Source organism: Thermomonas paludicola, from assembly GCF_024498955.1.
Lineage (GTDB): Bacteria > Pseudomonadota > Gammaproteobacteria > Xanthomonadales > Xanthomonadaceae > Thermomonas > Thermomonas paludicola.
Map to the genome: position 1 here is coordinate 1744583 of NZ_CP093311.1, position 25287 is coordinate 1769869.

General features: G+C 67.9%; 22 protein-coding genes and 1 pseudogene. 7 read left to right on the plus strand and 16 right to left on the minus strand.

The window, feature by feature from the left end; all coding sequences use genetic code 11:
• Positions 1 to 11: 11 nt before the first annotated feature.
• On the minus strand, positions 12 to 2234 hold the full coding sequence (locus tag LIW09_RS08120) for a CHAT domain-containing protein (RefSeq protein WP_256645151.1): 2223 nt from the start codon (positions 2232 to 2234) through the stop codon (positions 12 to 14).
• A gap of 294 nt (positions 2235 to 2528) precedes the next feature.
• Between LIW09_RS08120 and motA the strand changes: the two genes are divergently transcribed.
• Together motA and motB are read left to right on the plus strand one after the other, a co-directional pair.
• A complete protein-coding gene (gene motA / locus LIW09_RS08125; RefSeq protein ID WP_256645152.1) occupies positions 2529 to 3383 on the plus strand; it encodes a flagellar motor stator protein MotA in 855 nt (284 codons plus the stop codon).
• A 3-nt stretch (positions 3384 to 3386) separates the two neighbouring features.
• Positions 3387 to 4352, plus strand: a pseudogene (gene motB, locus LIW09_RS08130) (flagellar motor protein MotB); the annotation flags it as partial.
• Positions 4353 to 4385: 33 nt separating this feature from the next.
• On the opposite strand, the gene LIW09_RS08135 reads toward motB, so the two are convergent.
• From LIW09_RS08135 to LIW09_RS08175, 9 genes are all read right to left on the minus strand, one after another.
• Positions 4386 to 5654, minus strand: a complete 1269-nt coding sequence (locus tag LIW09_RS08135) for a glutamate-5-semialdehyde dehydrogenase (protein ID WP_256645153.1) — start codon at positions 5652 to 5654, stop codon at positions 4386 to 4388.
• Positions 5651 to 6799, minus strand: a complete 1149-nt coding sequence (proB, locus tag LIW09_RS08140) for a glutamate 5-kinase (RefSeq protein ID WP_256645154.1) — start codon at positions 6797 to 6799, stop codon at positions 5651 to 5653. The genes LIW09_RS08135 and proB overlap by 4 nt, the downstream gene beginning before the upstream one ends.
• 3 nt (positions 6800 to 6802) lie before the next feature.
• Positions 6803 to 8113 carry an argininosuccinate lyase gene (gene argH, locus LIW09_RS08145; protein WP_256645155.1) on the minus strand — a complete coding sequence of 437 codons (1311 nt, stop codon included), beginning with the start codon at positions 8111 to 8113 and terminating at the stop codon, positions 6803 to 6805.
• Positions 8110 to 9072, minus strand: coding sequence for an N-acetyl-gamma-glutamyl-phosphate reductase (gene argC, locus LIW09_RS08150; RefSeq protein ID WP_256645156.1), 963 nt, complete (start codon positions 9070 to 9072; stop codon positions 8110 to 8112). Before argC ends, argH begins: the two co-directional genes overlap by 4 nt.
• The gene (locus LIW09_RS08155; protein WP_256647185.1) at positions 9069 to 10340 is read right to left on the minus strand and encodes an acetylglutamate kinase; all 1272 of its coding nucleotides are present in this window, start codon (positions 10338 to 10340) and stop codon (positions 9069 to 9071) included. The genes argC and LIW09_RS08155 overlap by 4 nt, the downstream gene beginning before the upstream one ends.
• Positions 10341 to 10411: 71 nt before the next feature.
• On the minus strand, positions 10412 to 11506 hold the full coding sequence (locus LIW09_RS08160; protein WP_256645157.1) for an acetylornithine deacetylase: 1095 nt from the start codon (positions 11504 to 11506) through the stop codon (positions 10412 to 10414).
• A gap of 136 nt (positions 11507 to 11642) precedes the next feature.
• Positions 11643 to 12848 (minus strand): argininosuccinate synthase, encoded by a 1206-nt coding sequence (locus LIW09_RS08165; RefSeq protein ID WP_256645158.1) that lies wholly within the window; start codon positions 12846 to 12848, stop codon positions 11643 to 11645.
• A 41-nt stretch (positions 12849 to 12889) separates the two neighbouring features.
• The gene (locus LIW09_RS08170; protein ID WP_256645159.1) at positions 12890 to 13891 is read right to left on the minus strand and encodes an N-acetylornithine carbamoyltransferase; all 1002 of its coding nucleotides are present in this window, start codon (positions 13889 to 13891) and stop codon (positions 12890 to 12892) included.
• 256 nt (positions 13892 to 14147) lie between these two features.
• Positions 14148 to 14585, minus strand: a complete 438-nt coding sequence (locus LIW09_RS08175) for a hypothetical protein (RefSeq protein WP_256645160.1) — start codon at positions 14583 to 14585, stop codon at positions 14148 to 14150.
• A gap of 106 nt (positions 14586 to 14691) precedes the next feature.
• Here LIW09_RS08175 and cysS point away from each other — a divergent pair, with 106 nt between their 5' ends.
• The 3 genes from cysS to LIW09_RS08190 all read left to right on the plus strand — a co-directional run bounded on the left by cysS (position 14692) and on the right by LIW09_RS08190 (position 17864).
• On the plus strand, positions 14692 to 16068 hold the full coding sequence (cysS, locus tag LIW09_RS08180; RefSeq protein WP_256645161.1) for a cysteine--tRNA ligase: 1377 nt from the start codon (positions 14692 to 14694) through the stop codon (positions 16066 to 16068).
• Positions 16069 to 16194: 126 nt separating this feature from the next.
• Entirely contained in the window at positions 16195 to 16638 is a 444-nt protein-coding gene (locus LIW09_RS08185) for a SufE family protein (RefSeq protein ID WP_256645162.1), read from the plus strand.
• The gene (locus tag LIW09_RS08190; protein ID WP_256645163.1) at positions 16635 to 17864 is read left to right on the plus strand and encodes an MFS transporter; all 1230 of its coding nucleotides are present in this window, start codon (positions 16635 to 16637) and stop codon (positions 17862 to 17864) included. Before LIW09_RS08185 ends, LIW09_RS08190 begins: the two co-directional genes overlap by 4 nt.
• 59 nt (positions 17865 to 17923) lie before the next feature.
• Here the strand turns inward: LIW09_RS08190 and dksA are convergent, their stop codons facing one another.
• Positions 17924 to 19120, minus strand: a complete 1197-nt coding sequence (gene dksA, locus LIW09_RS08195) for an RNA polymerase-binding protein DksA (protein WP_256645164.1) — start codon at positions 19118 to 19120, stop codon at positions 17924 to 17926.
• Positions 19121 to 19243: 123 nt separating this feature from the next.
• Between dksA and yidD the strand changes: the two genes are divergently transcribed.
• Entirely contained in the window at positions 19244 to 19462 is a 219-nt protein-coding gene (yidD, locus tag LIW09_RS08200; RefSeq protein ID WP_256645165.1) for a membrane protein insertion efficiency factor YidD, read from the plus strand.
• Positions 19463 to 19477: 15 nt separating this feature from the next.
• Entirely contained in the window at positions 19478 to 20824 is a 1347-nt protein-coding gene (locus LIW09_RS08205; protein WP_256645166.1) for a dihydroorotase, read from the plus strand.
• 37 nt (positions 20825 to 20861) lie between these two features.
• Here LIW09_RS08205 and folE2 read toward each other — a convergent pair whose 3' ends face one another.
• From folE2 to LIW09_RS08230, 5 genes are read right to left on the minus strand one after another with little or no spacing between them, the layout of a single operon-like run.
• Positions 20862 to 21785, minus strand: coding sequence for a GTP cyclohydrolase FolE2 (folE2, locus tag LIW09_RS08210; RefSeq protein ID WP_256645167.1), 924 nt, complete (start codon positions 21783 to 21785; stop codon positions 20862 to 20864).
• A 48-nt stretch (positions 21786 to 21833) separates the two neighbouring features.
• Positions 21834 to 22502 (minus strand): isoprenoid biosynthesis enzyme family protein, encoded by a 669-nt coding sequence (locus tag LIW09_RS08215; RefSeq protein WP_256645168.1) that lies wholly within the window; start codon positions 22500 to 22502, stop codon positions 21834 to 21836.
• Positions 22499 to 23176, minus strand: coding sequence for a phosphoglycolate phosphatase (gph, locus tag LIW09_RS08220; RefSeq protein ID WP_256645169.1), 678 nt, complete (start codon positions 23174 to 23176; stop codon positions 22499 to 22501). The genes LIW09_RS08215 and gph overlap by 4 nt, the downstream gene beginning before the upstream one ends.
• A complete protein-coding gene (gene ubiG / locus LIW09_RS08225) occupies positions 23173 to 23886 on the minus strand; it encodes a bifunctional 2-polyprenyl-6-hydroxyphenol methylase/3-demethylubiquinol 3-O-methyltransferase UbiG (protein WP_256645170.1) in 714 nt (237 codons plus the stop codon). Before ubiG ends, gph begins: the two co-directional genes overlap by 4 nt.
• 34 nt (positions 23887 to 23920) lie before the next feature.
• Complete coding sequence (locus LIW09_RS08230) at positions 23921 to 25258, minus strand: TRZ/ATZ family hydrolase (RefSeq protein ID WP_256645171.1); 1338 nt, start codon at positions 25256 to 25258, stop codon at positions 23921 to 23923.
• Between the last annotated feature and the right edge of the window lie 29 nt (positions 25259 to 25287).

Sequence of the window (25287 nt, forward strand, 5' to 3'; positions counted from 1 at the left end):
CATCGCCCCGTTCACTTGCCCACCTGCAAACGCCAGTTGCCAATCAGGTTGAACGGCGCCCAGTAATACGGATGCGCGGTTTCCGGATTGGCCAGCACTGCACGCTGCGCATCCCGCATCGCGTCCTGCACTTCCACGCCCTTGGCCAGATCGGCATACAGGGTGGTCATCAGCTTTTCGGTGGCCGCGTCCGATACCGGCCACAGCGATGCCAGCAAGGTGGAAGTGCCGGCCGACAGGAAGGAGCGGGTGAAGCCCAGCACCTCGTCACCGTCTTCCACCCGCCCCAGGCCCGATTCACAGGCCGACAGCGCGACCATCGCCACATTGCCCAGGTGCATGCCCAGCACGTCCTTGGCCTCCAGGTAGTTCGGCTGGCCGTTCTCGTCGGCCAGCAGCACCTTGGAATGCAGCGGATCCAGCGTATCGGCCATCGCGTGCGCGGCGATATGCACCAGCCTTGCCTGCGGCGCATTGGCCACGAAATTGGCCTTGTTGGCCTGTTCGCGGAAAAACAGGGTTGCGCCCGGGAATTGCTGCGCCAGTTCATGCACTTCGCGCTCGGCCCCGGGCAGAGGGTCGGCCACGTCGGGATTGATCGCGGGATTGCCGAACGCCAGCAGCTGCGGCGCCACCGTCGGCGTGTGCCGTGCCAGCCGGATCGCAACGCTGATGGACGGCGCAATCGAAATGGGGTTGCGCTCGATCAGGTATTGGCCATCCAGCCGCAGCGCCTGGAAGGGCAGGTAATGCAGCGGCCCGTGGGGGATGATCACCAACCGCTTGCCCGCCGGCACGCCCAGCGGGGCCAGCAGCAGCTGACCGATCTTGTCGCTCACCGCCGCCGCATTCGGGCTGACCCGAATCAAGGCGTCCCGGTACGCGTCCACCAGCCGGGCCAAGTCGGCGCGCGGCAGCGTCACCGGGAACGTGACCTCACGCACGCCGTCACTGGACAACACCCACGCCAGCAGCCGGTCCGGCAAGGTGTGGTAAGCCACCACCACTTCATCCGGCCGGAGCATCGCCTGCAAGCTGGCAGCGTCCAGCGCGGACACGTCGCCCTGGTTGATCTCCACCCTGCCGGCCACCGCATCCAGCAGCGCCCGCGAGCGGCTGCGCTCGCTGATGTCGAACGCCTGGCCCGCCTGCCCCAGCCGGCTGTGCAGGTCGATGGCCCGTTCGAACACCGATTGCAGGTCGGAGAACAGGCCCATCTTGAACTCGTCGCTGCGGAACCTGGCACGCGCCTTGTCGAATTCGCCAATCGCCTGATCCAGGGCATTGGCAGCATCGGTGTCGCGGCCCAGCGCCTGCTCGCTGCGTGAAACGCCATCCAGTGCCCATGCCCGATAGAAGCCCGGGTCGTCCGGCACGGCCGTACCCGCCAGCTGCTGGTACAGCGCCAGCGCCTCGGCCGGCTTGTTCTCGGCCAGCAGCAGCCGGCCGCGCGTACGCTGCAGCTGCGCCTTCTGTGCCACGTCCTGCGGCTCCGGAAGCGCCTCCACCACGCTGCGCGCGCGCGCCAGATCACCCGACAGGATCAACGCATTGGCCAGCGATGCATCCACCAGTGGACGGAAACGCGCGGAGCTCTCGCCCCGCGCCTGGTCATAAGCGGCGATGGCCTCGTCGTAGCGGCGCTGCCGCGTGCGCACGTCGCCCAATACCTTGCGTGCCGGCCCGTTGACCTGGGTTGGGTCCAGGCCCGGGTACTTCAATGCCAGCGTGGCGAACTGCTCGGCCCGCTCCAGTTGTCCGGCATAGCTGAACGCGATCGCCAGATCGCGGTACGCCTTGCCCAGCAAATCCGTGTTGCCGGTCTGCAGGGCGACGTGCAGGGCCTTGCTGGCAGCGCGCGCACTCTCGCGGAACTCGCCCTTTTCCGCCAGTTCCACCGCCTGGCTGCAATAGGCATAGCCGTCCAGCTTGACCGCCTCACGCGCATACAGCGCCGCGCCTTCCGCCGCCATGGAAAGGGCCGTGTCGGCATCATCCAGGCGGCCAATCGCCGCCAGCACTTCGCGCGCTTCACCCTTGGCATCCGGCGCTTGCGCGGCAGGCGCTGCTGTCGGCGGCGCAGCAGCGGGTGCCGACTGCGCGCCGGCTGCCACACTCGCGGCAACCATCACGCCCGGCTCCGGGCTGCAGGCCGCGTAAGCGGCGGGACTGGCGAACGAACAACCCAGCAACAGGACGGCAAGCCCGAAGGCAAAAGACGCGGCGCGAGGCATGCGGGAAACTCCCGGGCAACTGGCAGGCAAGACCTGCACGATCCGCCGAGTCTAGGAAGCAGCACTGCACTGGCCTATTCGCGATAAGGCATAGCGCGAACAGGCTATGCACGAGGTTGTCCGCTTGTTCCGCCCGTTGTCGTGCGGCAGGCCGGCAGGCGTCACCAGCCTGTGTGCCCCGGGCCACGGGCGGGCCAGCGCACAGGCGCCATCCACGCAGGCCGTCACGCGTGGGCTACAGGTTTTCCCCATTCAGTACCATAATGAAAATTCACCCGTCCCCATGACCCGCCCATGCTGATAATCGTCGGTTTCGTTGTCGTCTTCCTCAGCGTGATCGGCGGCTTCCTCGGCTCCCACGGAAAGCTGGGCGCGCTGTGGCAGCCGTTCGAATTCGTGATCATCGGCGGTGCGGCGATTGGCGCGTTCCTGGTCGCAACGCCAATGAAAACGGTCAAGCAGACCCTTGCCGACACCATCGGCGTGTTCAAGGGCCCGCGCTATCAGTCCAAGGACTATCTCGACGCCCTCAGCCTGCTGTATGAACTGCTCAACCGTGCCCGCCGAGAAGGCTTCATGGCGCTGGAAAGCCACGTCGAAAACCCGAAGGAAAGCGCGCTGTTCGCCAACTATCCGGCCATCCTGGGCGACCACCACCTGATGGACTTCATCACCGACTGCCTGCGGCTGATGATCGGCTCCAACATCGAGCCGCACGAGCTGGAGCCGCTGCTGGAGCTGGAGCTGGAAAAACACCATCACGAAGTCATGGCGCCTGCCCATGCCCTGACCAAGATGGCAGACAGCCTGCCCGGCTTCGGCATCGTGGCTGCGGTGCTTGGCATCGTCATCACCATGGGCTCGATCGGCGGCGACATCGCCCAGGTGGGTGAACACGTGGCCGGCGCGCTGGTCGGCACCTTCCTGGGCATCCTGCTGGCGTATGGCTTCGTGGGGCCGCTGGCATCGGCGATGGAGGCGCGCGCGGAGCAGGATTCGCGCATCTATGAGTCGGTGAAGACCGCCCTGCTGGCCAGCTTGCGCGGCTATCCACCCAAAATCGCGATGGAGTTCGCGCGCAAGACAGTGCCGTCCGAACAACGCCCGGGATTCGCCCAATTCGAACAACACATCAAGACGCTCAAATAAGCCATGGCCGGCAAGGATGAAAAACCGACGCTGGTCATCCGGCGGGTCAAGAAGGTGGTTGCCGGCGGGCACCACGGCGGCTCATGGAAAGTGGCGTATGCCGACTTCGTGACCGCGATGATGGCGTTCTTCCTGGTGATGTGGCTGGTGGGCGCGCTGACCACCAAGCAACGCGAGGCGGTGTCGGATTATTTCAAGAACCCCAGCCCGATCGCCGGCAACAGCCCGGCACCCGCGCAAGGCCAGAATGGCCCCGGCGGCGCCAGCAATTCAATGATCAAGCTGGGCGGCACGATGGAATTGCCCAAGGGGCCGGGCCAGGAATTCACCCGCGATCCGGGCGACCAGCCTTCGGAAGCCGACAAGCAGCGCCAGGAAAAACAGAGGCTGGAGCAGCTGATGCAGGAGCTGCAGGAGGCCATCGAGAAGAGCCAGGCGCTGGAGCCATTCAAGGACCAGCTGCTGCTGGACATCACCGCGGAAGGCCTGCGCATCCAGATCGTGGACAAACAGAACCGGCCGATGTTCGACCTCGGCAGCGCCAGGCTGATGCCCTATACGGTGACGATCCTGCAGGAGCTGTCCCACTTCATCAATAAAGTCCCCAATCGCATCAGCATTGCGGGGCACACCGACAACACGCTGTATTCCACGCGCATCGGCTACAGCAACTGGGAGTTGAGCGCGGATCGCGCCAATGCCGCACGCCGCGCACTGCTGGAAGGCGGCATGGAAGAGTCCAAGGTGGCGCGCGTGGTCGGCTTTGGATCTTCAATCCCGTTCGACAAGCAGAACCCGCTCAATCCGATCAACCGCCGGATCAGCATCGTGGTGATGACCAGGGCGGCAGAGGACGCCGCGCTGGGGCTGGGCGAATCCAGACCGGTGCCGATGGTCGGCGCTGCGCTGGCGCCCGCACCTGCCACTGCACCTGCCACAGCACCTGCGCCAGCCGCCGCTGTCAATGCCGCCGGCAGCCACTGAGCTGCAAGGCCAGCCTGCTCACTTCCCCTGCAATTCCGGGTGGCGCACCTGCCCTTGCCCGCGCACCACGAAGCGTTCGATGGTCAGCGCTTCCACGCCCATCGGCCCGTAGGCATGCAGGCGCGTGGTGGAAATGCCGATCTCCGCACCCAGGCCAAGCTGGCCGCCGTCGTTGAAGCGCGACGAGGCATTGACCATGACCGCTGAACTGCGCACCGCACGCACGAAGGCCGCTGCTGCCGCCGCGTCTTCGGTCACGATGACCTCGGTATGGTCGGAACCGTGCCGGGCGATGTGCGCCAGCGCGGCCGGAAGATCGTCCACCACGCGCACCGCGAGGATCAGGTCAAGGAATTCGGCGGCATAGTCGGCCTCGCTGGCCGCGAGAACGTCGGCATCCAGTGCCCGCGTCGCCGCATCACCGCGCACTTCAACGCCGCGTGCATGCAGGGCCGCCAATGCCTGCGGCAGGAACACCGCGGCGATGTCGCGATGCACCAGCAGGGTTTCCAGCGCATTGCACACGCCGGGGCGTGAGGTCTTGCCGTCGATCAACAACGCCAGCGCCTTGCCGGCATCTGCCGCGCGATCCACGTACAGGTGGCAGACGCCCTTGTAGTGCTTGATCACCGGGACGCGCGCGTGCTCGGCAACGAAGCGGATCAGGCTCTCGCCGCCGCGCGGGATGGCCAGGTCGACCAGGTCGGTGAGTTGCAGCAGTTCCAGCACGTGCTCGCGCGCGGTGTCGGCGACCAAGGACACTGCTGCTTCCGGCAACCCGGCATCGCGCAGCGCCGCATGCAGGCAGGCGGCAATCGTGGCATTGCTGGCGGCCGCCTCGGAGCCGCCGCGCAGCAGTACCGCGTTGCCGGCCTTGAGGCACAGCGCCGCCGCCTCGGCAGTCACGTTCGGGCGCGCTTCGTAGATCATCGCCACCAACCCCAGCGGGATGCGCTGGCGCTCGACCCGCACGCCGTTCGGGCGCACGTCGCTGCGGGTGATTCCACCCAGCGGATCCGCCTGCCCTGCCACTTCCCGCAGCGCATCGGCCATGCTCTGGATTCGCGCTGCATCCAGCGCCAACCGGTCCAGCGTGGCCTTGCTGGCCCCCGCCGCACTCGCGCGCGCCAGGTCCTGCGCGTTGGCCGCCAGCAGCGCGTCCTGCCCGGCCAGCAACTGGCCAGCCATGCCTTCGATCAGCGCACGCCGGGTACCGGCATCGGTTGCCGCAATCGCGGCTTGCGCTGCGCGCGCTGCCAGCGCCAGTTCACGCACATATCCGCTCATGCCGCCTCCTTGCCCGTGTCGATGCCATGCAACAGCACCAGATCGTCCCGATGGATCATCGCCTCGTCGTAGCGGAAGCCAAGAATGGCTTCGATGTCGCGGCTGTGGTGCCCCGCGATGCGCGTGCCGTCGCCGGCGTTGTATTGCGATTGCCCCCGCGCCATCACCACGCCATCGGGCGCACGCACGTCCACCACGTCGCCGCGACGGAAGTCGCCCTCTACCCCGCAGACGCCGCCCGGCAGCAGCGATGCGCCGCGCAGCAGCGCGGCATGCGCGCCGCGATCAATGGAAACAACACCCGAAGCCGGCGCATGTCGCAGCCACTGCTTGCGCGCGCGCAGGCGGCTGCCCTGCGCGGCGACCAGAGTGCCGCGCAAATCGCCCTGGGCCAGCGCCGTCACGGTGGCCGCATCGCGCCCGCAGAACAGCGCCGTGGCCACGCCCGCCGTGGCCGCCTTCGCAGCGGCTTCCAGCTTGGTGCGCATGCCCCCCGTGCCCAGCGCGCCCGCGTGGCCGCCGGCGGCGCGCAGCAACTCCGGGGTCACCGTATCGACGTTCACGATCGGCCGCGCCGTCGGATCGTGCACCGGATGGCCGCTGTACAGCCCGCCGATGTCGGTGGCGATCAGCAACAGGTCGGCGTCCACCAGCGACGCCACGGCTGCCGCAAGGTTGTCGTTGTCGCCCAGCTTCAGCTCATCGACGGCCACCGTGTCGTTTTCGTTGACGATCGGCAGCGCACCCACCCGCAGCAGCTCCAACAGAGCGGCGCGGGCATTGAGATAGCGGCGACGGTTGCGCAGATCATCGTGGGTCAGCAGCACCTGCCCGACCGGGCGCTCGAAGAATCGCTGCCAGAGCGCCATCAATTGCGCCTGTCCCATCGCCGCCAGCGCCTGCTTGGCCGCGATGGTGGGCGCCGCATCCGCGACCCTCGGCAACAGCGCGCGCCCGGCCGCCACCGCACCGGAAGACACGATCACCACCTCACGCCCGGCTTGCAGGCTGGCCAGCACGAACTGCGCCAGTCCCAGCGCGAAGCGCGGGCTCAGGCCGCCGCCGTCGGCCGCAAGCAGGCTGCTGCCGACCTTCAGTACCGCGCGCTTCCAACGGGGAAGGGGTTGCGATGCGAAGTCATCCATGGCTCAGGCCTGCCCGCTCGGATCCAGCGCCTCCCAGCGCGCGCGCAGCACGTCCAGCCGCAGGTCCGCAGCCGCACCCGGCGAGGTGCGCGCCGCCAGCGAACCCTCCGGCGTGCGGCCCTGCCCGGCGCTGTCCGCAGCCACGGCAGCGGCCTTGTACGCGTCCCGAAACGGCACGCCGGCAGTCGCCGCGTCCACCGCCACGTCGGTGGCGTACATGCCGGAATCGATCGCTGCGCGCAGCCGGTCTTCGCGCCAATCAAGGTTGGCCAACAGCGCCGGCAGCAGCTCCAGCGCCGCCAGGCCGCGACCGAAACCGTGGAAGATCGCGCCCTTGGACGCCTGCAGGTCGCGGTGGTAGCCGGATGGCAGCGACAGCAGCTGCTCGATCTCGGTGCGCGCCGCGGCGACGCTGGCGTGGGTGGCGCGCATCAGCTCGATCACGTCGGGGTTGCGCTTGTTGGGCATGATCGAACTGCCGGTGGTGTACTGCGGCGGCAAGGCGACGAAGCCGAATTCGGCGCTGGTGAACAGCGACAGGTCCCAGGCCAGGCGGCGCAGGTCCAGCGTCGCGCTGCCCAGCGCCTCCAGGGCAGCCAGCTCGAACTTGCCGCGCGAGAGCTGCGCGTAGATCGGCGACACCTGCATGCGCGCGAAGCCCAGCACCTGCGTGGTGTGCTCGCGGTCCAGGCGCAGGTTCACGCCGTAGCCGGCGGCGGTGCCGAGCGGATTGGCATCGACCAGCTTGAGCGTATCGGCGGCGCGGATCGCATCGTCGATGAAGGCCTCGGCCCAGCCCGCCCACCACATGCCCGCCGACGACACCACCGCGCGCTGGATGTGCGTGTAGCCCGGAACCGGCAGATGTTTTTCCGCCTCGGCGCGATCCAGCGCCACCTTGGCGATCTCACGACTCAATGCCGCCACCCGCGCCAGCTTCTCCTTCAGCCACAGCCGCGTGGCCACCAGCACCTGGTCGTTGCGGCTGCGGCCGGTGTGGATCTTGCGGCCGGCATCGCCCAGCCGTTCGGTCAGGCGCGCCTCGATGGCGGAATGGCCGTCCTCGAAGCGCTCGTCGAGGACGAAGACGCCACTGCGGAAATCGTCGGCAAGGTTGGCCAGCTCGCGCTTCAGCCCGCCCAGCTCCTCGGGAGTGAGGATGCCGATGCGCTGCAGGCCTTCGGCGTGCGCGGCGCTGGCCTTGATGTCGTGCAGGAAGAATTCCCTGTCCAGCAGCACGTCGTCGCCGGCCAGGAAGGCCTGGATCCCGGCATCCACCGCCACGCCGGGCTTCTGCCACAGAAGATCGCTCATGCCACTTCCTCCTGCACCGGGATGCCGGCCAGTTCATCCAGCCCGAAGGCGAGATTGAGATTCTGCAACGCCTGCGTCGCTGCGCCTTTCAGCAGGTTGTCTTCGGTGGCCACCACCACCAGCCGCTTGCCGTCGTCGCTCAGCGTGAAGCCGCCGATTTCGACATGATGCTGCCCCGCGATGCGGCTCACCCACGGCGCCTTGTCCTGCACCCGCACCAGCGGTTCCCCGGCATAGCGGCCGCGGTAGCGCGCCAGCACTTCCTCGCGCTCGAACGCAATCGACAGGTGCAGGTTGGCGGTGATGGTGAGCCCGCGGAAATGCGACGCCACGTGCGGCATGAACTCCAACGGATGGCCGAGCTGCAGCGACACCTCGCGTTCGTGCACGTGGCCGGTCAGCGCGTACGGCATCAGGTTGCCCCTCAGCAGCTCGGCGTTGTTCTTGTCCGAAGGCGTGGTGCCCGCGCCCGAATAGCCGCTCACGCCGAAGCACTGCACCGGGCCTTGCAGCACGTTCGACATCGGTGCGATCGCCAGCTGCATGGCGGTAGCGTAGCAACCGGGGTTGCTGATGCGTCGCTGCCCGGCATAGCGCGTGCGGGTCAGCTCCGGCAGGCCGTAGTACCACGACGGATCGAAGCGGTAGTCGGCGGACAGATCGACCAGCACCGGATCGGCGCCGGCGTCATCGAACTGCTGGACGATGTGCGCGGCCTTGCCGTTCGGCAGCGCCAGCACCACCGCGTCCGCGCCGAGCGTCGGCAGTTCCTCGTGGGCGGGATTGCAGTAGCGCAGCTCGCCCGCGAAACCGTCGTTGTGGTCGGCCACGCGCTGGCCGTCCAGCTCGCGTGAGGTCACGAACGCCAGCTCGAAGCGCGGATGCGCCGAGAACAGGCGGATCAGCTCGGCGCCGGTATGGCCGCGCGCGCCGACCAGGCCAACCTTGATCCCGCTCATGCCGGCTCCTCCAGCGTCGCCGGCCGCTGGGCGCACAGCGCCACGTAGCGTTCGATGCGGTGGAAGCCCGCGTCGCCGTACCAGTACACCTTCCACTTCTCCTGCTTGATGCAGCCGTCGGACTCGGCGTCGTAGAACGCGTTGACCGGGTTGCCGTGGCGCGTGCGCCAGAACAGCGCCGGGTTCTGCTCGCGCATCACCAGCCACACCGCCCGGCCCAGGCCCTCGCCCTGCGCCTCGTCCAGCACCGCGAACTTGTCCAGGTACACGCCGGCCTCTTCGCGGGTGAGGATGACCGCGGCGCGGTAGTTCTCGCTGACGTAGGCGCGATGCAGCTGCGTCGTCTCGAAATAGTCCGGCAGCAGCTTGCGCCCGAACGCCGATTCGATCAGCCCGCGCAGCCGCGGCAGGTCGAAGTCGGTCCACGCAGCGCCCTGCAACACCCGCTCGCCGCGCCGCACCAGCGTGCCCGAACCCTTGTGGGTGAACAGTTCCTTGGCCAGCTCGTCGGGCCGGGTGATCGACACCGACGACGCCTGCGGCAGACCGTCCAGCAGGTCCTTGATCTGCTCGAGCTTCACGCGCATGCCGCCCTCGATCCACGGCTGCTGCATCAGGTCGTCGTACTCGGTGGACAGGTTGATCGAGTCGATGACCCGGCCCTCGGCATCCAGCAACCCGCCGGTGCCGGTCAGGAACACGATCTTGTAGGGCTGCAGCTTCTGCACCAGCTCGTTGGCGGCGAAGTCGGCGTTGACGTTGAGGATCTGCCCTCCCACGGTCTCGCCCAGCGAGGCGATGACCGGAATCGAACCCGCCTGCAGGCTGGCCTGGATCGGCGCTAGGTCGACGCGCTTCACGTCGCCGACCAGCCCGTAGCGCTCGCGGTCCATGTAGTCGGCCTCGAACACGCCGGACACGATCGAGGTGGCGCGTGCATCCGCCGCCTGCAACGCCTCCACCAGCTTCAGGTTCTGCGCATGGAACACGCGGCGCACGATGGCCAGCGCCTCCGGCGAGGTCACCCGCAGGCCGTCGATGGTCTGCTTGACGATGCCGGCGGCGGACAGCTCCACGTCCAGCTGCGGGCCAGCGCCGTGGATGACGATGGGCGTCAGGCCCACGTCCTGCAGGAAGGCCAGCGAGGACACCAGTGCGTCGAGGTCGTCGCGCAGCACCGCGCCGCCCACCTTGACCACGGCGAAGCGCGCCGCGTCCAGCTGCGAAAAACGCTTCAGGTACTGCGAAATTTCCTTCGCGCTGCCCATGCTGGACAGCAGCCGCACGATGGTCTGGCGGGTCTGCGGATCGTGCACGGCGTGTGGGGAGAGGATCGGGGTCACGAGGGATCGGTTCCAAGGATGCGGGTGATGGAGTCGGCATAGCGCTGCAGCTGCTCCAGCGCCACCCATTCGCCGGCGGTATGCGCTTGGGCGATGTCGCCGGGTCCGTAGACGAACGCGGTCAGGCCGGCCTGCGAGAACAGGGACGCCTCGGTCCAGAAATCGACGGCATTGCCGATCGGCAGGCCCAGCCCGTCGGCCAGGTCGCGCGCGGCCAGCCGGCGCTCCTCGGCGGTCGCGGTGTCGCCTGCGGGCAGCGAAGGCCCGCGGAAGGTCTCTTCGTAGCGCTCCAAGGCACCCGGTGCGGCGCACGCGCCGAACCGGACGTGCAGCGCGTCGAGGTCGTGCGACGGCAGCGGGCGGAAGCCGAAGCGCACCTCCGCGCTGGGCGCGATCACGTTGGCCTTGATGCCGCCCTCGACCTTGCCGATGTTGAAGCGCAGGCCGGCCAGGCCACCGAAGCGCGCGTGCGCCTCGCCTTCGACCAGCGCCAGCGCGTTCGCGCCCCAGCGCATCGCCTGGTGCAGCGCGTTGGCCTGCAGCGCGTTGGCGCCCGAGGCGTGCCCGGCCTCGCCCTTGAAGCGCAGCAGCACCGAGCTGATGCCGCGGTGGGCCAGCACCGCCTCGCAGCGGGTGGGCTCGGCGATGATCGCCTCGGTGAAGCCGCGATCCTCGGCGAGGAACGCCGCGATGCAGCGCGGGTCGTTGGCTTCTTCGTCGCTGGAGAACAGGAACGCGGCATCGCCACTGGTGGCGTTGGCCGCAGCCAGCAGGCCCGCCGCCGCGCCCTTGATGTCGCAGGCGCCCAGGCCGATGGCGCGGTCGCGCGTCACCCGCAGCCGCAGCGGATCGCCATCCCAGGCCTCGGACGAGGGCACCGTGTCCAGGTGCACGTTGAAGACGCGCTGCGGGGCACCGCGCACGGCCAGCAGCGACACCGCGCCGTCGCCGTGGTCGACCACGTCGCAGCGGAAGCCCGGCAGCTGCGCCCGCAGATAGTCGAAGATCCCGCCGCTGCCGATCCGGCGCGGCGGGTTGCGGGTATCGAAGGACACCAGCGCTTCCAGGTGGCGGAGAACATCTTCAAGCATGTAAGGGGTTCGCTCTTGCTCGTCATCCCCGCGAAGGCGGGCATCTTTTCGCAGACTTGTGTGTCTGCGTATCCAGCTCTCGGCTGTGACTTGAAAATCCAGACGCTGGATTCCCGCCTTCGCGGGAATGACAGCCTCAGCGGTTCACCTCGGCCCACAGCGTGCTGCTCATGCCGAACAGCTTGATGAAGCCCTCGGCTTCCTCCACGCCCCAGTCGGCCGACTGCGCGTAGGTCGCGCCCTTGGCGTTGAGCAGGTGCGGCGAGCGCACGGCCACGGCATCCACCCGGCCGCCACTGGTGCGCAGCACCACCTCGCCGTTGACCATGCGCTGGCTGGAGGCCAGGAACGCTTCCAGATCGGTCTTCAGCGGATCGTGGAAGAAACCCTCGTAGACCAGTTCCACCCACTTGCGGGCGACGTCCGGCTTGAAGCGGTTCTGCTGCTTGGTCAGCACCGCCTCCTCCAGCGCGCGGTGCGCGGCCAGCAATGCGGCCAGGCCCGGCGCCTCGAACACGATCCGCCCCTTGAGGCCAATCGTGGTGTCGCCGGTGTACATGCCGCGGCCGACGCCGTACTGGGCGAACAGGGTGTTGAGCTTGGCCAGGATCTTCTCGCCCGGCAGGTCGTGGCCGTCCAGCGCCACCGCCTCGCCGTTTTCGAAGCGCAGCGTAGCTTCCAGCGCCTCCGCCGGCCAGTGCTCGCGGCGCGCGCACCAGCCGCGCGCGCCTTCGCCCGGCGCTTCCCAGGCGTCGATCTCGCCGCCGGACATGGTCAGGCCCAGCAGGTTCTCGTTGATCGTGTAGGCCTTCTGCTTGGCACGCACGCCGAAGCCGCGCGCCTCCAGGTAGGCCTGCTCAAAGGCGCGGGTCTGGGTGTGCTGCTTCTGGATCTCGCGGATCGGCGCGACGATGCGGTAGTCGCCCTGCGCCTTCACGGCGAGGTCGAACCGCACCTGGTCGTTGCCCATGCCCGTGCAACCATGGGCGATTGCATTGGTGCCCAGCGCGCGGGCCCGCGCCAGGCTGGCATCCACGATCAGGTAGCGGTCGGAGACCAGCAGCGGGTACTGGCCCTGGTAGCCCTCGCCCGCCCACACGAACGGCCTCACGAAGCCGGACCAGATGGCAGGGCCGCCGTCGACGGTGACGTGGCTGCCCACGCCCAGCTCGGCCGCGCGGGCCTCGATGGTGGCGCGTTCCTCGGCATCCACGCCGCCGGTGTCGGCGAACACGGTGTGCACGTTCCAGCCTTGCTCTTTCAGGTAGGGCACGCAGAAGCTGGTGTCGAGGCCGCCGGAGAAGGCGAGGACGATGTCGCGGGAGTCGTTGGGGGCAGTCATGGAGGGGTGTCCGGGGGGAAGACGGGAAAAGGGGGCGCGACTCAGCGCAGCAGCGCGGCCATCACGGCCTTCTGCACGTGCAGGCGGTTTTCGGCTTCGTCGATCGCGATGCAGCGCGGCGAATCCATCACCGCGTCGGTCGCCTTGACGTTGCGGCGCAGCGGCAGGCAGTGCGAGAACACGCCGTCGTTGGTCAGCGCCATCTTGGCTTCGTCGACGATGAAGTGCTTGTACCGGTCGCGGATGGGCTGTTCCGGCGCCCAGTTGCCGAAGTACGGCAGCGCGCCCCAGCTCTTGGCATAGACCACGTCGGCGCCGGCATAGGCGGATTCGATGTCGTGGCTGACCTGCAGCGAGCCGCCGCTTTCCGCCACGTTCTGCGCGGCCCAGCCCATGTAGCGCTCGTCCAGCACGTAGTCCGGCGTCGGGCACAGCAGGGTGACGTCCATGCCCAGCCGGGTGGCAATCGTCAGCGCCGAATTGGCGACGGCGGTGTTCAGCGGCTTCGGGTGGTAGGTCCAGGTCAGCACGTACTTCCTGCCGCGCAGGTCGGTGCTTCCGAAGTGCTCCTGCAGCGCCAGCGCGTGGGCCAGCTCCTGGCAGGGATGGGTGATGGTCTCCATGTTGATGACCGGCACCGTGGAGTACTTCGCGAACGCCTTGAGCACCCGGTCCTCGCGGTCCACCGACCAGTCGACGAACTTCGGGAACGCGCGCACGCCGATCAGGTCGACATAGCGTGCCAGCACCCGCGCCACCTCGGCGATGTGCTCCTCGGTGTCGCCGTCCATCACGGTGCCCAGGTCGAACTCGATCGGCCAGGCGTCCTTGCCCGGCTGCAGCACGATGGCATGGCCACCCAGCTGGAACGCGCCCAACTCGAAGCTGGTACGGGTACGCATCGACGGATTGAAGAACACCAATGCAATCGACCTGCCTTTCAGCGCATCGCCCAGCTTGTTGCGCTTGAACTGTGCGGCCGCTGCAAGCAGGCCATCCAGATCAGTGCGGCTCCAGTCCTGGGTGTTGAGAAAATGGTTCATGCGGAAGGCTCGTTCCTGAAGGGTTGTCGAGAGAGACTGATGGGCCAAAAACGCAAAAACCCAGCCGGGAGGCTGGGTTTCGGATGGTGAAACACGATGACGCGATCCGGACTACCCAGCTGGCTGCAAGGGTTCCGGTCGGCGCGCACGCGAGGTCATGCCCGAGGCCATCCGGGCGGTGTCAGCGTGGCGCGTGGCGAGGTAGGCGTTCATCGAGGCTGGGATGCTCGCACGCAGGGCGCCGCGGCGCAAGCGCTCATTCCATCGGATGCGGGGTGATGGAGACCCGGATGCGCAGGCGATAGCCAGGGTCGCGATCCATGCGGGTGCGGAACTTGCTGCCGCGATACATGTAGTCCACGTCGTAGGCGATGGTGCGGCGATACTCCCTCACCACCGGCTCGATCCTGCAGGTCGGCGCCTCTCCTGCCGCAGCCGGCTTGTTGCGCACGGCGTTCATCACCCGCGACAACGCGGCGCTGATCGCCGGCTCGCGCGGATCGCAGACCTGTTCCATGCTGGTCGTGCGCAGGGTCTGTTGCACCGGCCGCACCGCCAGCACCTGCGCATAGTCATAGCGCACGTTCTCGATCGGCAACACCACCTCGGGCGACGCCTGCTGCGCAAGCGCGTCCGCCCCCGCGAACAGGCCTACGGGCAGGCACAAAGCAGCAAGATGACGGTACATCGGCATGGGCAGAGTTTATCGGTGCATGAGCCGACACGGCTGAATCCGCGCTGTCGCGACGATGACGGCAACCTGCGCCGTTACAATGGCGCATCCCAAGTCCCTGCCGCCAATGAGCCTGCATCTCTACAACACCCTGAGCCGTCGGCTCGACGCTTTTGTGCCGCTCGTCACACACCAGCCCACCATGTACGTGTGTGGCCCCACCGTCTACAACTACGTGCATATCGGCAATGCGCGCGGGCCGGTGGTGTTCGGCGTGCTGGCGGCGCTGCTGCGCAGACGCTTCGGTGGCCTGCGCTATGCCCGCAACATCACCGACGTGGACGACAAGATCAACGCGGCGGCCAAGGATCTCGGCACGCCGATCGCCGCGATCACCGACAGGTACGCAGCCGCCTATCGCGAGGACATGGCCGCGCTGGGCGTCAGCGGCGAGTTCGCCCCCGACATCGAGCCAGCGGCCACCGCGCACATGTCGCAGATGATCGCGATGATCGAGCGCCTGATCGAGGGCGGCCACGCCTACGCCGCCGAAGGCCACGTGCTGTTTTCGGTGGCGAGCTTCGACGGCTACGGCAAGCTGTCGCGCCGCGACACCGATGAAATGCTGGCCGGCGCGCGCGTCGAAGTGGCGCCATACAAGCGCGATGCCGGCGATTTCGTGCTTTGGAAACCGTCCAGCGACGACCTTCCCGGCTGGGATTCGCCGTGGGGTCGCGGTCGTCCGGGCTGGCACATCGAATGCTCGGCGATGGCCGAGGCGCACCTGGGCCCGACCATCGACATCCACGCTGGCGGCGTGGACTTGCAGTTCCCGCACCACGAGAACGAAGTGGCGCAGAGCGAATGCGCGCACGGCGGCAAGCCGTTCGCGCGGTTCTGGCTGCACAACGGCATGCTCAATTTCGGCGGCGCCAAGATGGCCAAGTCGGTGGGCAACATCCAGCGCGTGCATGACCTGGTGCAACAGCACCCGCCGGAAGCGCTGCGCTACGCGCTGCTCTCCGCGCACTACCGGCAACCGCTGGAGTGGTCGGACGGGCTGATCGAGCAGTGCGTGCGGACGCTGGACCGGCTGTATGGAACGCTGCGCGATTTGAACGATGTCGCAGCCGACGCGGCGATTCCGGCCAGCATTGAATCCGCGCTGGACGACGACCTCAACACGCCATCGGCGCTGGCCGAAATTGCCCGCATCGCCGGTGAAGCGCGCAAGGCCGCGTCGACGGAAGACAAGGCCGCGCTGAAGGCGCAGCTGCTGGGCGCAGGCAAGGTGCTGGGACTGCTGCAGCAATCGCCGGCCGACTGGTTCGCCCGCGGCGCCTCCGGCGACGACGACGCCCGCATCCAGGCACTGATCGACGAGCGCCTCGAAGCGAAGAAGTCGCGCGACTTCGCCCGCGCCGATGCGATCCGCCAGCAGCTTGCCGACGAAGGCATCCTGCTGGAAGACACCCCGCAGGGTGTGCGCTGGAAGCGCGCTTGATTTTCTCCTCCCCTTGCGAAGCAGGGGGAGGCCGGGAGGGGGTTCGCTTTTCCAACAACAAAAGCACCCCACCCCAATCCTCCCCTGCTCCGCAAGGGAGGGAGCAGAAACCGACCACGGAAGCCCATGACCGATACGCACTTCCCTCTCGAACCCACTGCCGCCGACGCGCAGGTGGCCATCGCCGACGAGTTCGGCTTCTTCGGCGACTGGTCGGAGCGCTACCAGTACCTGATCGACCTTGGCCGCAAGCTGCCGGATTTCCCCGACGCGTGGAAGACCGAGGCGCATCGCCTGCACGGCTGCCAGTCGCTGGTGTGGATCGTCGCCGAAGGCGACGCCAATGCCCTGGTGTTCCACGCTATCAGCGACTCGGCCATCGTGTCCGGGCTGATATACCTCGCCCTGCGCGTGTATTCAGGGCGCAGCGCACGGGAAATCGCGGCGACCCAGCCGGACTACATCGCCCATATCGGCCTGTCCAAGCACCTATCGCCCACGCGCAGCAACGGCCTGGCCGCGCTGCTGGCCTTCATCCACGAACGTGCCGGCGCCGCCCTGCAGCAATGAGCGACGCGGCTGCCTCGCCACTGCAGAGCCGCGGCTTCCGCTGGCTGCTGCTGTACCGCCTGTGCACGCTGTTGTCCTACCAGATCGTTGCGGTCACGGTGGGTTGGCACATCTATGAACTGACCCACGATCCGCTGGCGCTTGGCTTGGCTGGCCTTGCCGAAGTACTGCCCTATTTTTGCGTTGCACCGTTCGCGGGTTATCTGGTCGATCATTTGCCGCGGCGCAAGCTGGGCGCCGCCGCCTGCATCCTGTTGGCAGTGAACGCCATCGTGCTGGCCGTGGTTGCCGCCGAACGACTGGGCGCTGGCGCGGTGTGGCCCATCTATCTGGCCGTGGCAGTGGGCGGCGTGGGACGTTCGGTGCTGGGGCCGGTGTACAACGCGTTGTTCGCGCGCGTGCTGCGCCGCGAACAGTTCCCGCGCGGGGCCAGCATGGGCAGCGTGGTGTTTCAGATCGGGCTGGTGCTTGGCCCCGCGATCGGCGGCGTGCTGGTCGGGGCAGCCGGCAAACCCGCGGCCTATGCAACGGCGACCATCGTCGCCCTGCTGGCTGCCGGGACGCTGCTGGCGATGCCCGTCACCGAGCCTGCGCGTACCCAGCAACGCGGGCCGATCTTCGCCAGCATCGCCGAAGGGGCGCGCTTCGTCGCCGGCAACCAGATCATGCTGGGCGCGATGGCACTGGACATGTTTTCGGTGCTGCTGGGGGGCGCGGTGTCCATGCTGCCGGCCTTCATCAAGGACATCCTGCACCAGGGCCCGGAAGCGCTGGGCCTGCTGCGCGCCGCGCCGGCCATCGGCTCGATCCTGGTTGCGCTGTGGCTGACCCGCTACCCGTTGCAGCGCCACGCCGGGCGCGTCCTGTTGATCGCAGTGGCCAGCTTCGGCCTGTGCACCATCGCCTTCGCGCTGTCCCGCCATCTGTGGCTGTCGGGCCTGCTGCTGGTGCTCTACGGCATGTGCGATGGGGTGTCGGTGGTGATGCGCTCGACCATCATGCAGCTGGTGACGCCGGATGAAATGCGCGGACGGGTGTCTTCGATCAATGGCATTTTCGTCAGCTCCTCCAACGAACTTGGCGCGTTCTATGACGGCGTGATGGCCCGCTTGCTGGGCTTGGTGCCGGCAATGATCGTGGGTGGCTGGGTGACGATGGGCGTGGTCGCCGCCACCGCCAGGCTGGCTCCCCGGCTACGGCGATTGGACCTGCGCGAGCTGCAGTAACGCAAAACCCCGCCGCAGCGGGGTTTTGGTCAATGCGAAGGGCGCAACTGGCAGCGGGCTCAGTCGCCCATCTGCTTTTGAATGTGTTCCCAACGCTCCTGCGCGTCGATCGTGCGCTCGGCCTGCGGGCGCGCCTCAAGGCGATCGAGACCGATCTCTTCACCGGTGTCCACGCAATAGCCGTATTCACCGTTGTCCACGCGCTTGAGCGTGCTGTCGATCTTGCCAATCAGCTTGCGATAGCGATCGCGGGTCCGCAGTTCCAGCGCATTTTCGGTTTCCCGGCTGGCGCGCTCGGCTTCATCACCCACATCGCGCACTTCTTCCTTGAGGTTCTCGATGGTCTGCTTGGATTCTTCCACCAGTTCGGCGCGGCGCGACAGCAGCATCTGGCGGAAATACTCCAGCTGCAGCGGGCTCATGTATTCCTCGTCGGCGGATGGCTTGTAGCCGGCCGGCAACAGCGGGCGCCCCGTGGTTTCGTCCACCTGATAGGGCACGACCTTGTACTTGTCCCTGGACACAGGCTGCGCCTCGGACTGTTTCTTCACCGCCACCATCACCTTCCCTTTCGATTTTGGAGCGAGCTTCGCCGGCTTTGCCTGCGCCGAGCCCGTCGTTTTGTGTGCATCCTGTTTTGCCGCCACCGCAGGTGCCTTGGCCACCTTTTTCGGTTCCGGCTTGGCCGCTGCAACCACCGCAGGCGCCTGGGCGACGACCTTGGTCGCAGGCTGCTTCACCGGCGCCTTGGTGGGCGCGGCCTTGGCTGCGGCAGGTTTCGCCTTGGCGACCGGTGCCGGCTTTTTCGCCACCGGCTTGGGTGCCGGCTTGGCGACGGGCTTGGCCACCTTGCTGGCTGGCACGGGCTTTTTGACCGGCGCCGCTTTCTTGGCGGGCACAGGCTTTTTGGCCGCGACCGGCTTGGTGGCGCCAGTTTTTTTCACCGGCGCCGCTTTCTTGGCGGGCACAGGCTTTTTGGCCGCGACCGGCTTGGTGGCGCCAGTTTTTTTCACCGGCACGGTTTTTTTGGCGGGCGCGGCGTTCTTGCCAGGCGCAGCGCCACGGGCCGCAGGTTTCACTGCCGTCTTGCCCGTGACCGGCTTCTTGGCGGCAACCGCCTTCCTGGCCGGCACACTCTTTTTGGCTGGCGCGGCCTTCTTGGCCGGCGCAGCTTTCTTGGCAAGGGCCGGCTTCTTCACCGGGGCGGCTTTCTTGGCCGGTTTGACGGCTTTTTTCGCGGGTTTTTTCGCAGCCACGTCTTGGGATTCCTCAGTCTTCCCTTGAGAGGGGAAGGCGCGCTGTTATACCCTGCTACGCGCAAGCCGGCAACCGCACCCAGTCTGCCAAGCCCGCTTGTATCCCGGCTTCGTGATCGGTTCGTGATCGACAAACTCCTCATCGCGCTGCTGCGCGGCTACAAACGCTGGATCAGCCCCCTGCTGGGGACACGCTGCCGGTTTGCGCCGACCTGTTCCGAATACGCGATGGAAGCCATTGACCGGTTCGGCGCGCTGAAGGGCAGTTGGCTGGCGATCCGCCGCATCGGTCGCTGCCACCCCCTGCATCCCGGCGGGCATGACCCCGTCCCCCCGCATTGATTGAAAGGAGCCAGCATGACATCCACCCTGATCGTCAACGCCCGTCTGGTGAATGAAGGTCGCGAGTTCGACGGCGACCTGCGCTTCACGGACGGCCGCATCGAGACCATCGGCAGTGGCCTTGCCGCCCGGCCCGGCGACACCGTCGTCGACGCCAACGGTCGCCGCCTGCTGCCCGGGATGATCGATGACCAGGTGCATTTCCGCGAACCGGGCATGGAATACAAGGCCGACATCGCCACCGAATCGGCGGCGGCGGTCGCCGGCGGGCTGACCAGCTTCATGGACATGCCGAACACCCGGCCGCCGACGCTGGACAGCGCCGCGCTGGAGGACAAGTACCGCCGCGCCGCCGGCCGCGCCTGGGGCAACTACGGCTTCTACCACGGCGCAAGCAACGACAATCTGGAGGCGATCCGCGCGCTCGACCCGAAGGCCGCGCCGGGCATCAAGGTGTTCATGGGCGCCTCCACCGGCAACATGCTGGTGGACGACCCGGCCACGCTGGACGCGATCTTCCGCGACACGCCGGTGCCGATCATCACCCACTGCGAAGACACGCCGATGATCGACGCCAACCTCGCCCATTACCGGGCGAAGTACGGCGACGACATCCCGGTGGAATGCCATCCGGACATCCGCTCGCGCGAGGCCTGCATCAAGTCCACCCGGCTGGCGATGGAATTGGCGCGCCGCCACGGCACCCGCCTGCACGTGCTGCACATCAGCACCGCCGACGAGCTGGCGCTGTTTGAAAAGGGCCCGCTGATCCGCGCCGATGGCAGCCGCAAGCAGATCACCGCCGAGACCTGCGTGCATTTCCTGCAGTTCGCCCGCGCCGACTACGCGCGGCTGGGCAACCTGATCAAGTGCAACCCGGCGATCAAGGACGCCAGCGACCGCGACGCCATCCTCCGCGCGCTGGCCGACGACGTGCTGGACGTGCTCGCCACCGACCATGCGCCGCACACGCTGGAAGAGAAGAACAAGCCGTACATCGACGCGCCCAGCGGCCTGCCGCTGGTGCAATACGCGCTGAACCTGGCGCTGGAGAAGGTGCACGACGGCCTGCTGAGCACCGCGCAGGTGGTGCAGAAGTTCGCCCATGCGCCGGCGCAGCTGTTCGATGTGGAAAATCGCGGCTTCCTGCGCGAAGGCTACGCCGCCGACCTGGTACTGATCGACGACACCCCGTTCACCGTGCGCCGCGAGGACGTGCTGAGCAAATGCGGCTGGTCGCCGTTCGAAGGCACTACTTTCCGCTCGCGGATCGCCTCCACCTGGGTGAATGGCGTCCTCGCTTGGGATGGCAGCCATCTGGCGGGAACACCGCAGGGCCAGCGCCTGCGTTTCGACCGCTGAGGCCGCCCCGGCGCTGGCGGTGGCCGGGGTGCCGCCGTCAGGGGTTGCGCCCGCCGACCGACGCCACCGCGTCGTGCGGGTGCAGGCTTTCGAAGTGCGCCACGCGCGCGCTCCAAACGCCGATGCGCGCATCGCCCGCCAACACGCTGGCAACCCGGCGCGCCGCGTCTTCGCAAAACATCAGATTGGCCGCATTGGCCAGCGCGAAGGCCTGCTCGTCCTCGCGCTTGACCGCCGTCTGCACCGGCGTGCCCAGCGCGGCCTCGACCGCATCCACCAACGCGGCCAGCGGCAGTTCGTCGAATGCCGGCTTCAGCTCTACCCGGACGTCGGCGCGGCTGCGCTGCGCATGCGGGGTTGCAGCCATGCCGCGCTCGCTGGCCAGCCAGTCGCGCACCTCCTCGGTGGACAACGGGCGCGGCCCGGCGAAATCCTCGAAGAAACGCTGGGCATTGGCCTGCCGCGAAAGCGCGGCGGAGGCCGGACAGGTGCTGGAGTAGTCCACCGAAAACCCCAGCGTCAGGCGCAGATGGCCTTCATGCAGCTCGGCCTCGACCTCGACCGGATAGCGCTTCCAGCCGGCGTTGTCGCTGAGCAGCGCCTTGCGCAACAGCAGTTGGTCGAAGCGCAGGCGCAGGCGCGCGCGCGCGGCCAGCCCGTTCTGCGAGGTGATGCAGGCCTCCAGCAGCCGGCGCAGCGACGGCGCACCCAGCGCCTCGTTGGCCAAGCCCTGTTGCAACTGCAGATACAGGCGCGACATATGGATGCCACGCGCGCCGGCATCGCCCAGATTCACCGCCACATCGACGCTGGCCGGTACCAGCATCGGCAGCCCGCCCGTATTTGCCAGCCGGATCGGCAGCGCCATGCCGTCCATGCCGACCCAGTCCAACGGGCGCGCCAAGGCGACCGCATCGGTGGCGACATCGGGCAATGGGGCCGGAAAAAGACTCTTGTGCATTGCGACATTGTACCGGTGCGCAGAGACGCATCCGCGCAACGCTGTGATTCAGCCGCGCGCGGCACGCCATGCCGCGAACAGCGTGACCAGCGGCGGCATGACAGACGGACGTCCGCGCCGGGTGCGTCGCAGGCGACCGCGCACCAGCGCCGCCTGGATGCGTTCCGTGGCGGCGCCGCCACGCAGCCGGGGCTTCGCCAACAAGCTGGGCACATCGGTCCCTGCCGCCGGCACGCCGCGTTCGGGAAGGTGCAGCACCCATTCGGCCAGCAATGCCTCGGCCATCGCGGACACCGGCACGGGCGGGGCGCCGAACAGCTGCGCCGACGCGTTCGCCAGCGCGTGCGCGAAGGGCTGCAGCCCGCGCAGGGTGGCTGCGCCATCCCCTTCCGGGCTGCGGCTGCTGCGCAGCGCCGGCACGCCCCCGGCAAGTGCCCGCCATTCCACCGGCAGCTTTTGCAGCACCTGCCCCAGCGGGTGCCGGCGCGCACCGCGTGACCAGCCTTCCAGTTCTTCCGTCCACCAGCCCAGCTTGGCCGCACCGGGCGTCGGATCGTCACCGCCCCAGGCAGCGTCCATCAGCTCCCCGCGCAGCGCCAGCCACGCCTGCGCGCGTTCGCGCTGTGTTGCCGGCAAAAACGTTTCGGCCACGGCCCATTCCGGCCAATGCGCCCGCCACTTGTCGAGGAAGCCCTGCAGCGCGTCGCGCTCGCTCATCGCAATTCACTCCACAGCGCCAGGCGCAGCAGATCGCGGGCGGATTCCACCAGCGCATCCGCACCCCACCCCTGTGGCTGGTCGCCATCCGGACGATAGCCCCACAGGGCAGCCAGGGAACGCATCCCGGCCGCGCGTGCGGCATCGATATCGCGCTGGTCGTCACCGACATAGACGCAGTCGTCGATGGCGGTTTCCAACGCCTGCGCGGCATGCAGCAGCGGCAGCGGATGCGGCTTGCGCTGAGACAGGGTGTCACCGCCGATCAGGATGGCGCAGCGTGTTTCCCAGCCAAGCGCGGGCACGATCTGCTTTGCCAGATATTCCGGCTTGTTGGTGACGATGCCCCAGCGCGCACCGTCGGCCTCGATGGCCGTCAACAGGTCTGCCACGCCATCGAACAGCACGCTGCCGCGGCCAAGCTCCTGCTCATAGATGCCCAGAAATTCGCGCACCATCTCCTGCGGCACCTCGCCGCCCAGTGCAGGGAACGCGGCCGCACTCATCGCCCGCGAGCCCTTGGACACGTGCGGGCGCAGCTCGGCCAGCGGCATCGGCCCCTGCCCGCGCGCCGCGCGCATGCGGTTGACGGTGGCCAGCATGTCCGGCGCGCTGTCGAGCAGGGTGCCGTCGAGGTCGAACAGCACCAGCTTCGGGAAAGATGCGCCGTTCATTCCGGCTTGCGCGCGCAGGCCAGGTAATTGATGTCGGTGCGCCGCACCACCCGCGCGGCATTGCGCCAGGGTTCGTACATCAGGCCGCTGACGTCCTCCAGTGCCAGGCCCGCCTCGCGCAGCAGGCGTGCCAGTTCCGAGGGCTTGATGAAGTCCCGGTACTGGTGGGTGCCCTTGGGCAGCAGGCGGGCGATGTATTCCGCGCCCACGATGGCCAGCGCGAACGCGGCAGGGGTGCGGTTGAGGGTGGACAGGAACAGGCGCCCGCCCGGCCTCAACAGCGTCGCGCAGGCGCGCACGATGGAAGCCGGGTCGGGCACGTGCTCCAGCATTTCCATGCAGGTGACGACATCGAACGAGCCCGGCGCTTCCTCGGCCAGCGCTTCCACCGCCAGCTGCCGGTACTCGACCTTCACCCCCGATTCCAGGCCGTGCAGACGCGCGACCTTCAACAGGTTCGGTGCCAGGTCGATCGCGGTGACGCGCGCGCCGGCCTTGGCCAGCGCCTCGCTGAGCAGGCCGCCGCCGCAGCCGACGTCGAGCACCGCCGCATCGCGCAGGGTGGCCCGCTCCGCCACGTAGCCCAACCGTGCAGGGTTCAAGGCATGCAACGCCTTCTGCGGGCCGTGCGGGTCCCACCAGCGCTGGGCCAGTTCGTCGAACTTGTCGAGCTCGGACTGGTGGAAGTTGGCCTGGGCGGTTGCGGTCATGGTTGGCGTCCTGCGGTTCCCTGCGGGGGAAGGATCATCGTTGGATGGCGGCGATGCGCTGCCGCCACTGCCTGGCGTTGGCAACGATGGCGTCGATGTCCATGTCCACCAACACGCGCTCGCGCAGCTTGCGCATGCCCGCGATCCACACGTCGCTGACCTGTTGGCGACCGGCGGCATACACCAGCTGGGACGCCACGTTGTGCAGCGGCTGGGTTTCCAGGGCGGACAGGTCGATGCAGGCCAGATCCGCCTGCTTGCCGACTTCGATGCTGCCGATCTGGTCGTCGAAGCCCAGCGCCTTCGCGCCGCCCAGGGTGGCCGCGTGCAAGGCCTCGTGCGCGGAGAAGCCGGCGGCATCGTTGGCAACGGCCTTGCCCAGCAGCGCGGCGGTGCGCGTCTCGCCGAACATGTCGAGGTCGTTGTTGCTGGCGCAGCCGTCGGTGCCGATGGCCAGGTTCACGCCGGCGTTCAGCAGCGCGCAGGCCGGGCAGAAGCCCGACGCCAGCTTGAGGTTGGATTCCGGGCAGTGCACCACGCTGACGCCGCGCCCGGCGCAGAGGTGGATTTCGGCATCAAGGAGCTGGGTCATGTGCACCGCGATCAGGCGGTCGTTGACCAACCCGAGGCGATCCAGCCGCGCCAGCGGGCGCTGGCCGTGCAGCTTGAGCGAATCGGTGATTTCCTGCGCGGTTTCGTGCAGATGCAGGTGCACCGGCAGATCCAGCTGGTCGGCCAGCAGGCGCACCCGCTCGAAGTTGGCGTCGCTGACCGTGTACGGCGCGTGCGGGGCGAATGCGGTGCCGATCAGCGGATCGCCGCGCCACGCATCGTGCAGCTCGCAGGCACGGTCGAAGTATTCGTCATCGGTTTTCGCCCACGCGCTGGGAAAATCGATGATCACCGCGCCGACCCGCGCGCGGAAACCGTGTTTCTTGTAGACGGCGGCCTGCACGTCGGGAAAGAAATAATTTTCGTTGGCGCAGGTGGTGCCGCCGCGCAGCATCTCGGCGATCGACAGGGCCATGCCGTCGGCCACGAACTCCGGCCCGATCACCGCCGCTTCCACCGGCCAGATGTGCTCGCGCAGCCAGGTCATCAGCGGCAGGTCGTCGGCGACGCCACGCAACAGCGTCATCGGGTTGTGGGTGTGGGCGTTGACCAGGCCCGGCATCAGCGCGGCCTCGGGACGCGAGACGGTCTCCTTCGCGGCAAAACGCACGCGCGCCTCGGCGGTGGGCAGCACCGCCACGATGCGCCCGCCGGACACGGCGACGGCGTGATCCTCGAGAACCACGCCGTGCGGGACGACTGGCACCACCCAGCCGGCTTCGATGAGAAGGTCGCAGGGCTGCAACGTACTTTCTGTCATGGTTTTGCTCTTCTCCCTCCCCTGCGCCT

Bases quoted from the DNA above. Each gene is read 5' to 3' on its own strand.
- LIW09_RS08120 (WP_256645151.1), bottom strand. From the start codon at position 2,234: ATGCCTCGCGCCGCGTCTTTTGCCTTCGGGCTTGCCGTCCTGTTGCTG.
- motA (WP_256645152.1), top strand. From the start codon at position 2,529: ATGCTGATAATCGTCGGTTTCGTTGTCGTCTTCCTCAGCGTGATCGGC.
- LIW09_RS08135 (WP_256645153.1), bottom strand. From the start codon at position 5,654: ATGAGCGGATATGTGCGTGAACTGGCGCTGGCAGCGCGCGCAGCGCAA.
- proB (WP_256645154.1), bottom strand. From the start codon at position 6,799: ATGGATGACTTCGCATCGCAACCCCTTCCCCGTTGGAAGCGCGCGGTA.
- argH (WP_256645155.1), bottom strand. From the start codon at position 8,113: ATGAGCGATCTTCTGTGGCAGAAGCCCGGCGTGGCGGTGGATGCCGGG.
- argC (WP_256645156.1), bottom strand. From the start codon at position 9,072: ATGAGCGGGATCAAGGTTGGCCTGGTCGGCGCGCGCGGCCATACCGGC.
- LIW09_RS08155 (WP_256647185.1), bottom strand. From the start codon at position 10,340: ATGGGCAGCGCGAAGGAAATTTCGCAGTACCTGAAGCGTTTTTCGCAG.
- LIW09_RS08160 (WP_256645157.1), bottom strand. From the start codon at position 11,506: ATGCTTGAAGATGTTCTCCGCCACCTGGAAGCGCTGGTGTCCTTCGAT.
- LIW09_RS08165 (WP_256645158.1), bottom strand. From the start codon at position 12,848: ATGACTGCCCCCAACGACTCCCGCGACATCGTCCTCGCCTTCTCCGGC.
- LIW09_RS08170 (WP_256645159.1), bottom strand. From the start codon at position 13,891: ATGAACCATTTTCTCAACACCCAGGACTGGAGCCGCACTGATCTGGAT.
- LIW09_RS08175 (WP_256645160.1), bottom strand. From the start codon at position 14,585: ATGCCGATGTACCGTCATCTTGCTGCTTTGTGCCTGCCCGTAGGCCTG.
- cysS (WP_256645161.1), top strand. From the start codon at position 14,692: ATGAGCCTGCATCTCTACAACACCCTGAGCCGTCGGCTCGACGCTTTT.
- LIW09_RS08185 (WP_256645162.1), top strand. From the start codon at position 16,195: ATGACCGATACGCACTTCCCTCTCGAACCCACTGCCGCCGACGCGCAG.
- LIW09_RS08190 (WP_256645163.1), top strand. From the start codon at position 16,635: ATGAGCGACGCGGCTGCCTCGCCACTGCAGAGCCGCGGCTTCCGCTGG.
- LIW09_RS08205 (WP_256645166.1), top strand. From the start codon at position 19,478: ATGACATCCACCCTGATCGTCAACGCCCGTCTGGTGAATGAAGGTCGC.
- folE2 (WP_256645167.1), bottom strand. From the start codon at position 21,785: ATGCACAAGAGTCTTTTTCCGGCCCCATTGCCCGATGTCGCCACCGAT.
- LIW09_RS08215 (WP_256645168.1), bottom strand. From the start codon at position 22,502: ATGAGCGAGCGCGACGCGCTGCAGGGCTTCCTCGACAAGTGGCGGGCG.
- gph (WP_256645169.1), bottom strand. From the start codon at position 23,176: ATGAACGGCGCATCTTTCCCGAAGCTGGTGCTGTTCGACCTCGACGGC.
- ubiG (WP_256645170.1), bottom strand. From the start codon at position 23,886: ATGACCGCAACCGCCCAGGCCAACTTCCACCAGTCCGAGCTCGACAAG.
- LIW09_RS08230 (WP_256645171.1), bottom strand. From the start codon at position 25,258: ATGACAGAAAGTACGTTGCAGCCCTGCGACCTTCTCATCGAAGCCGGC.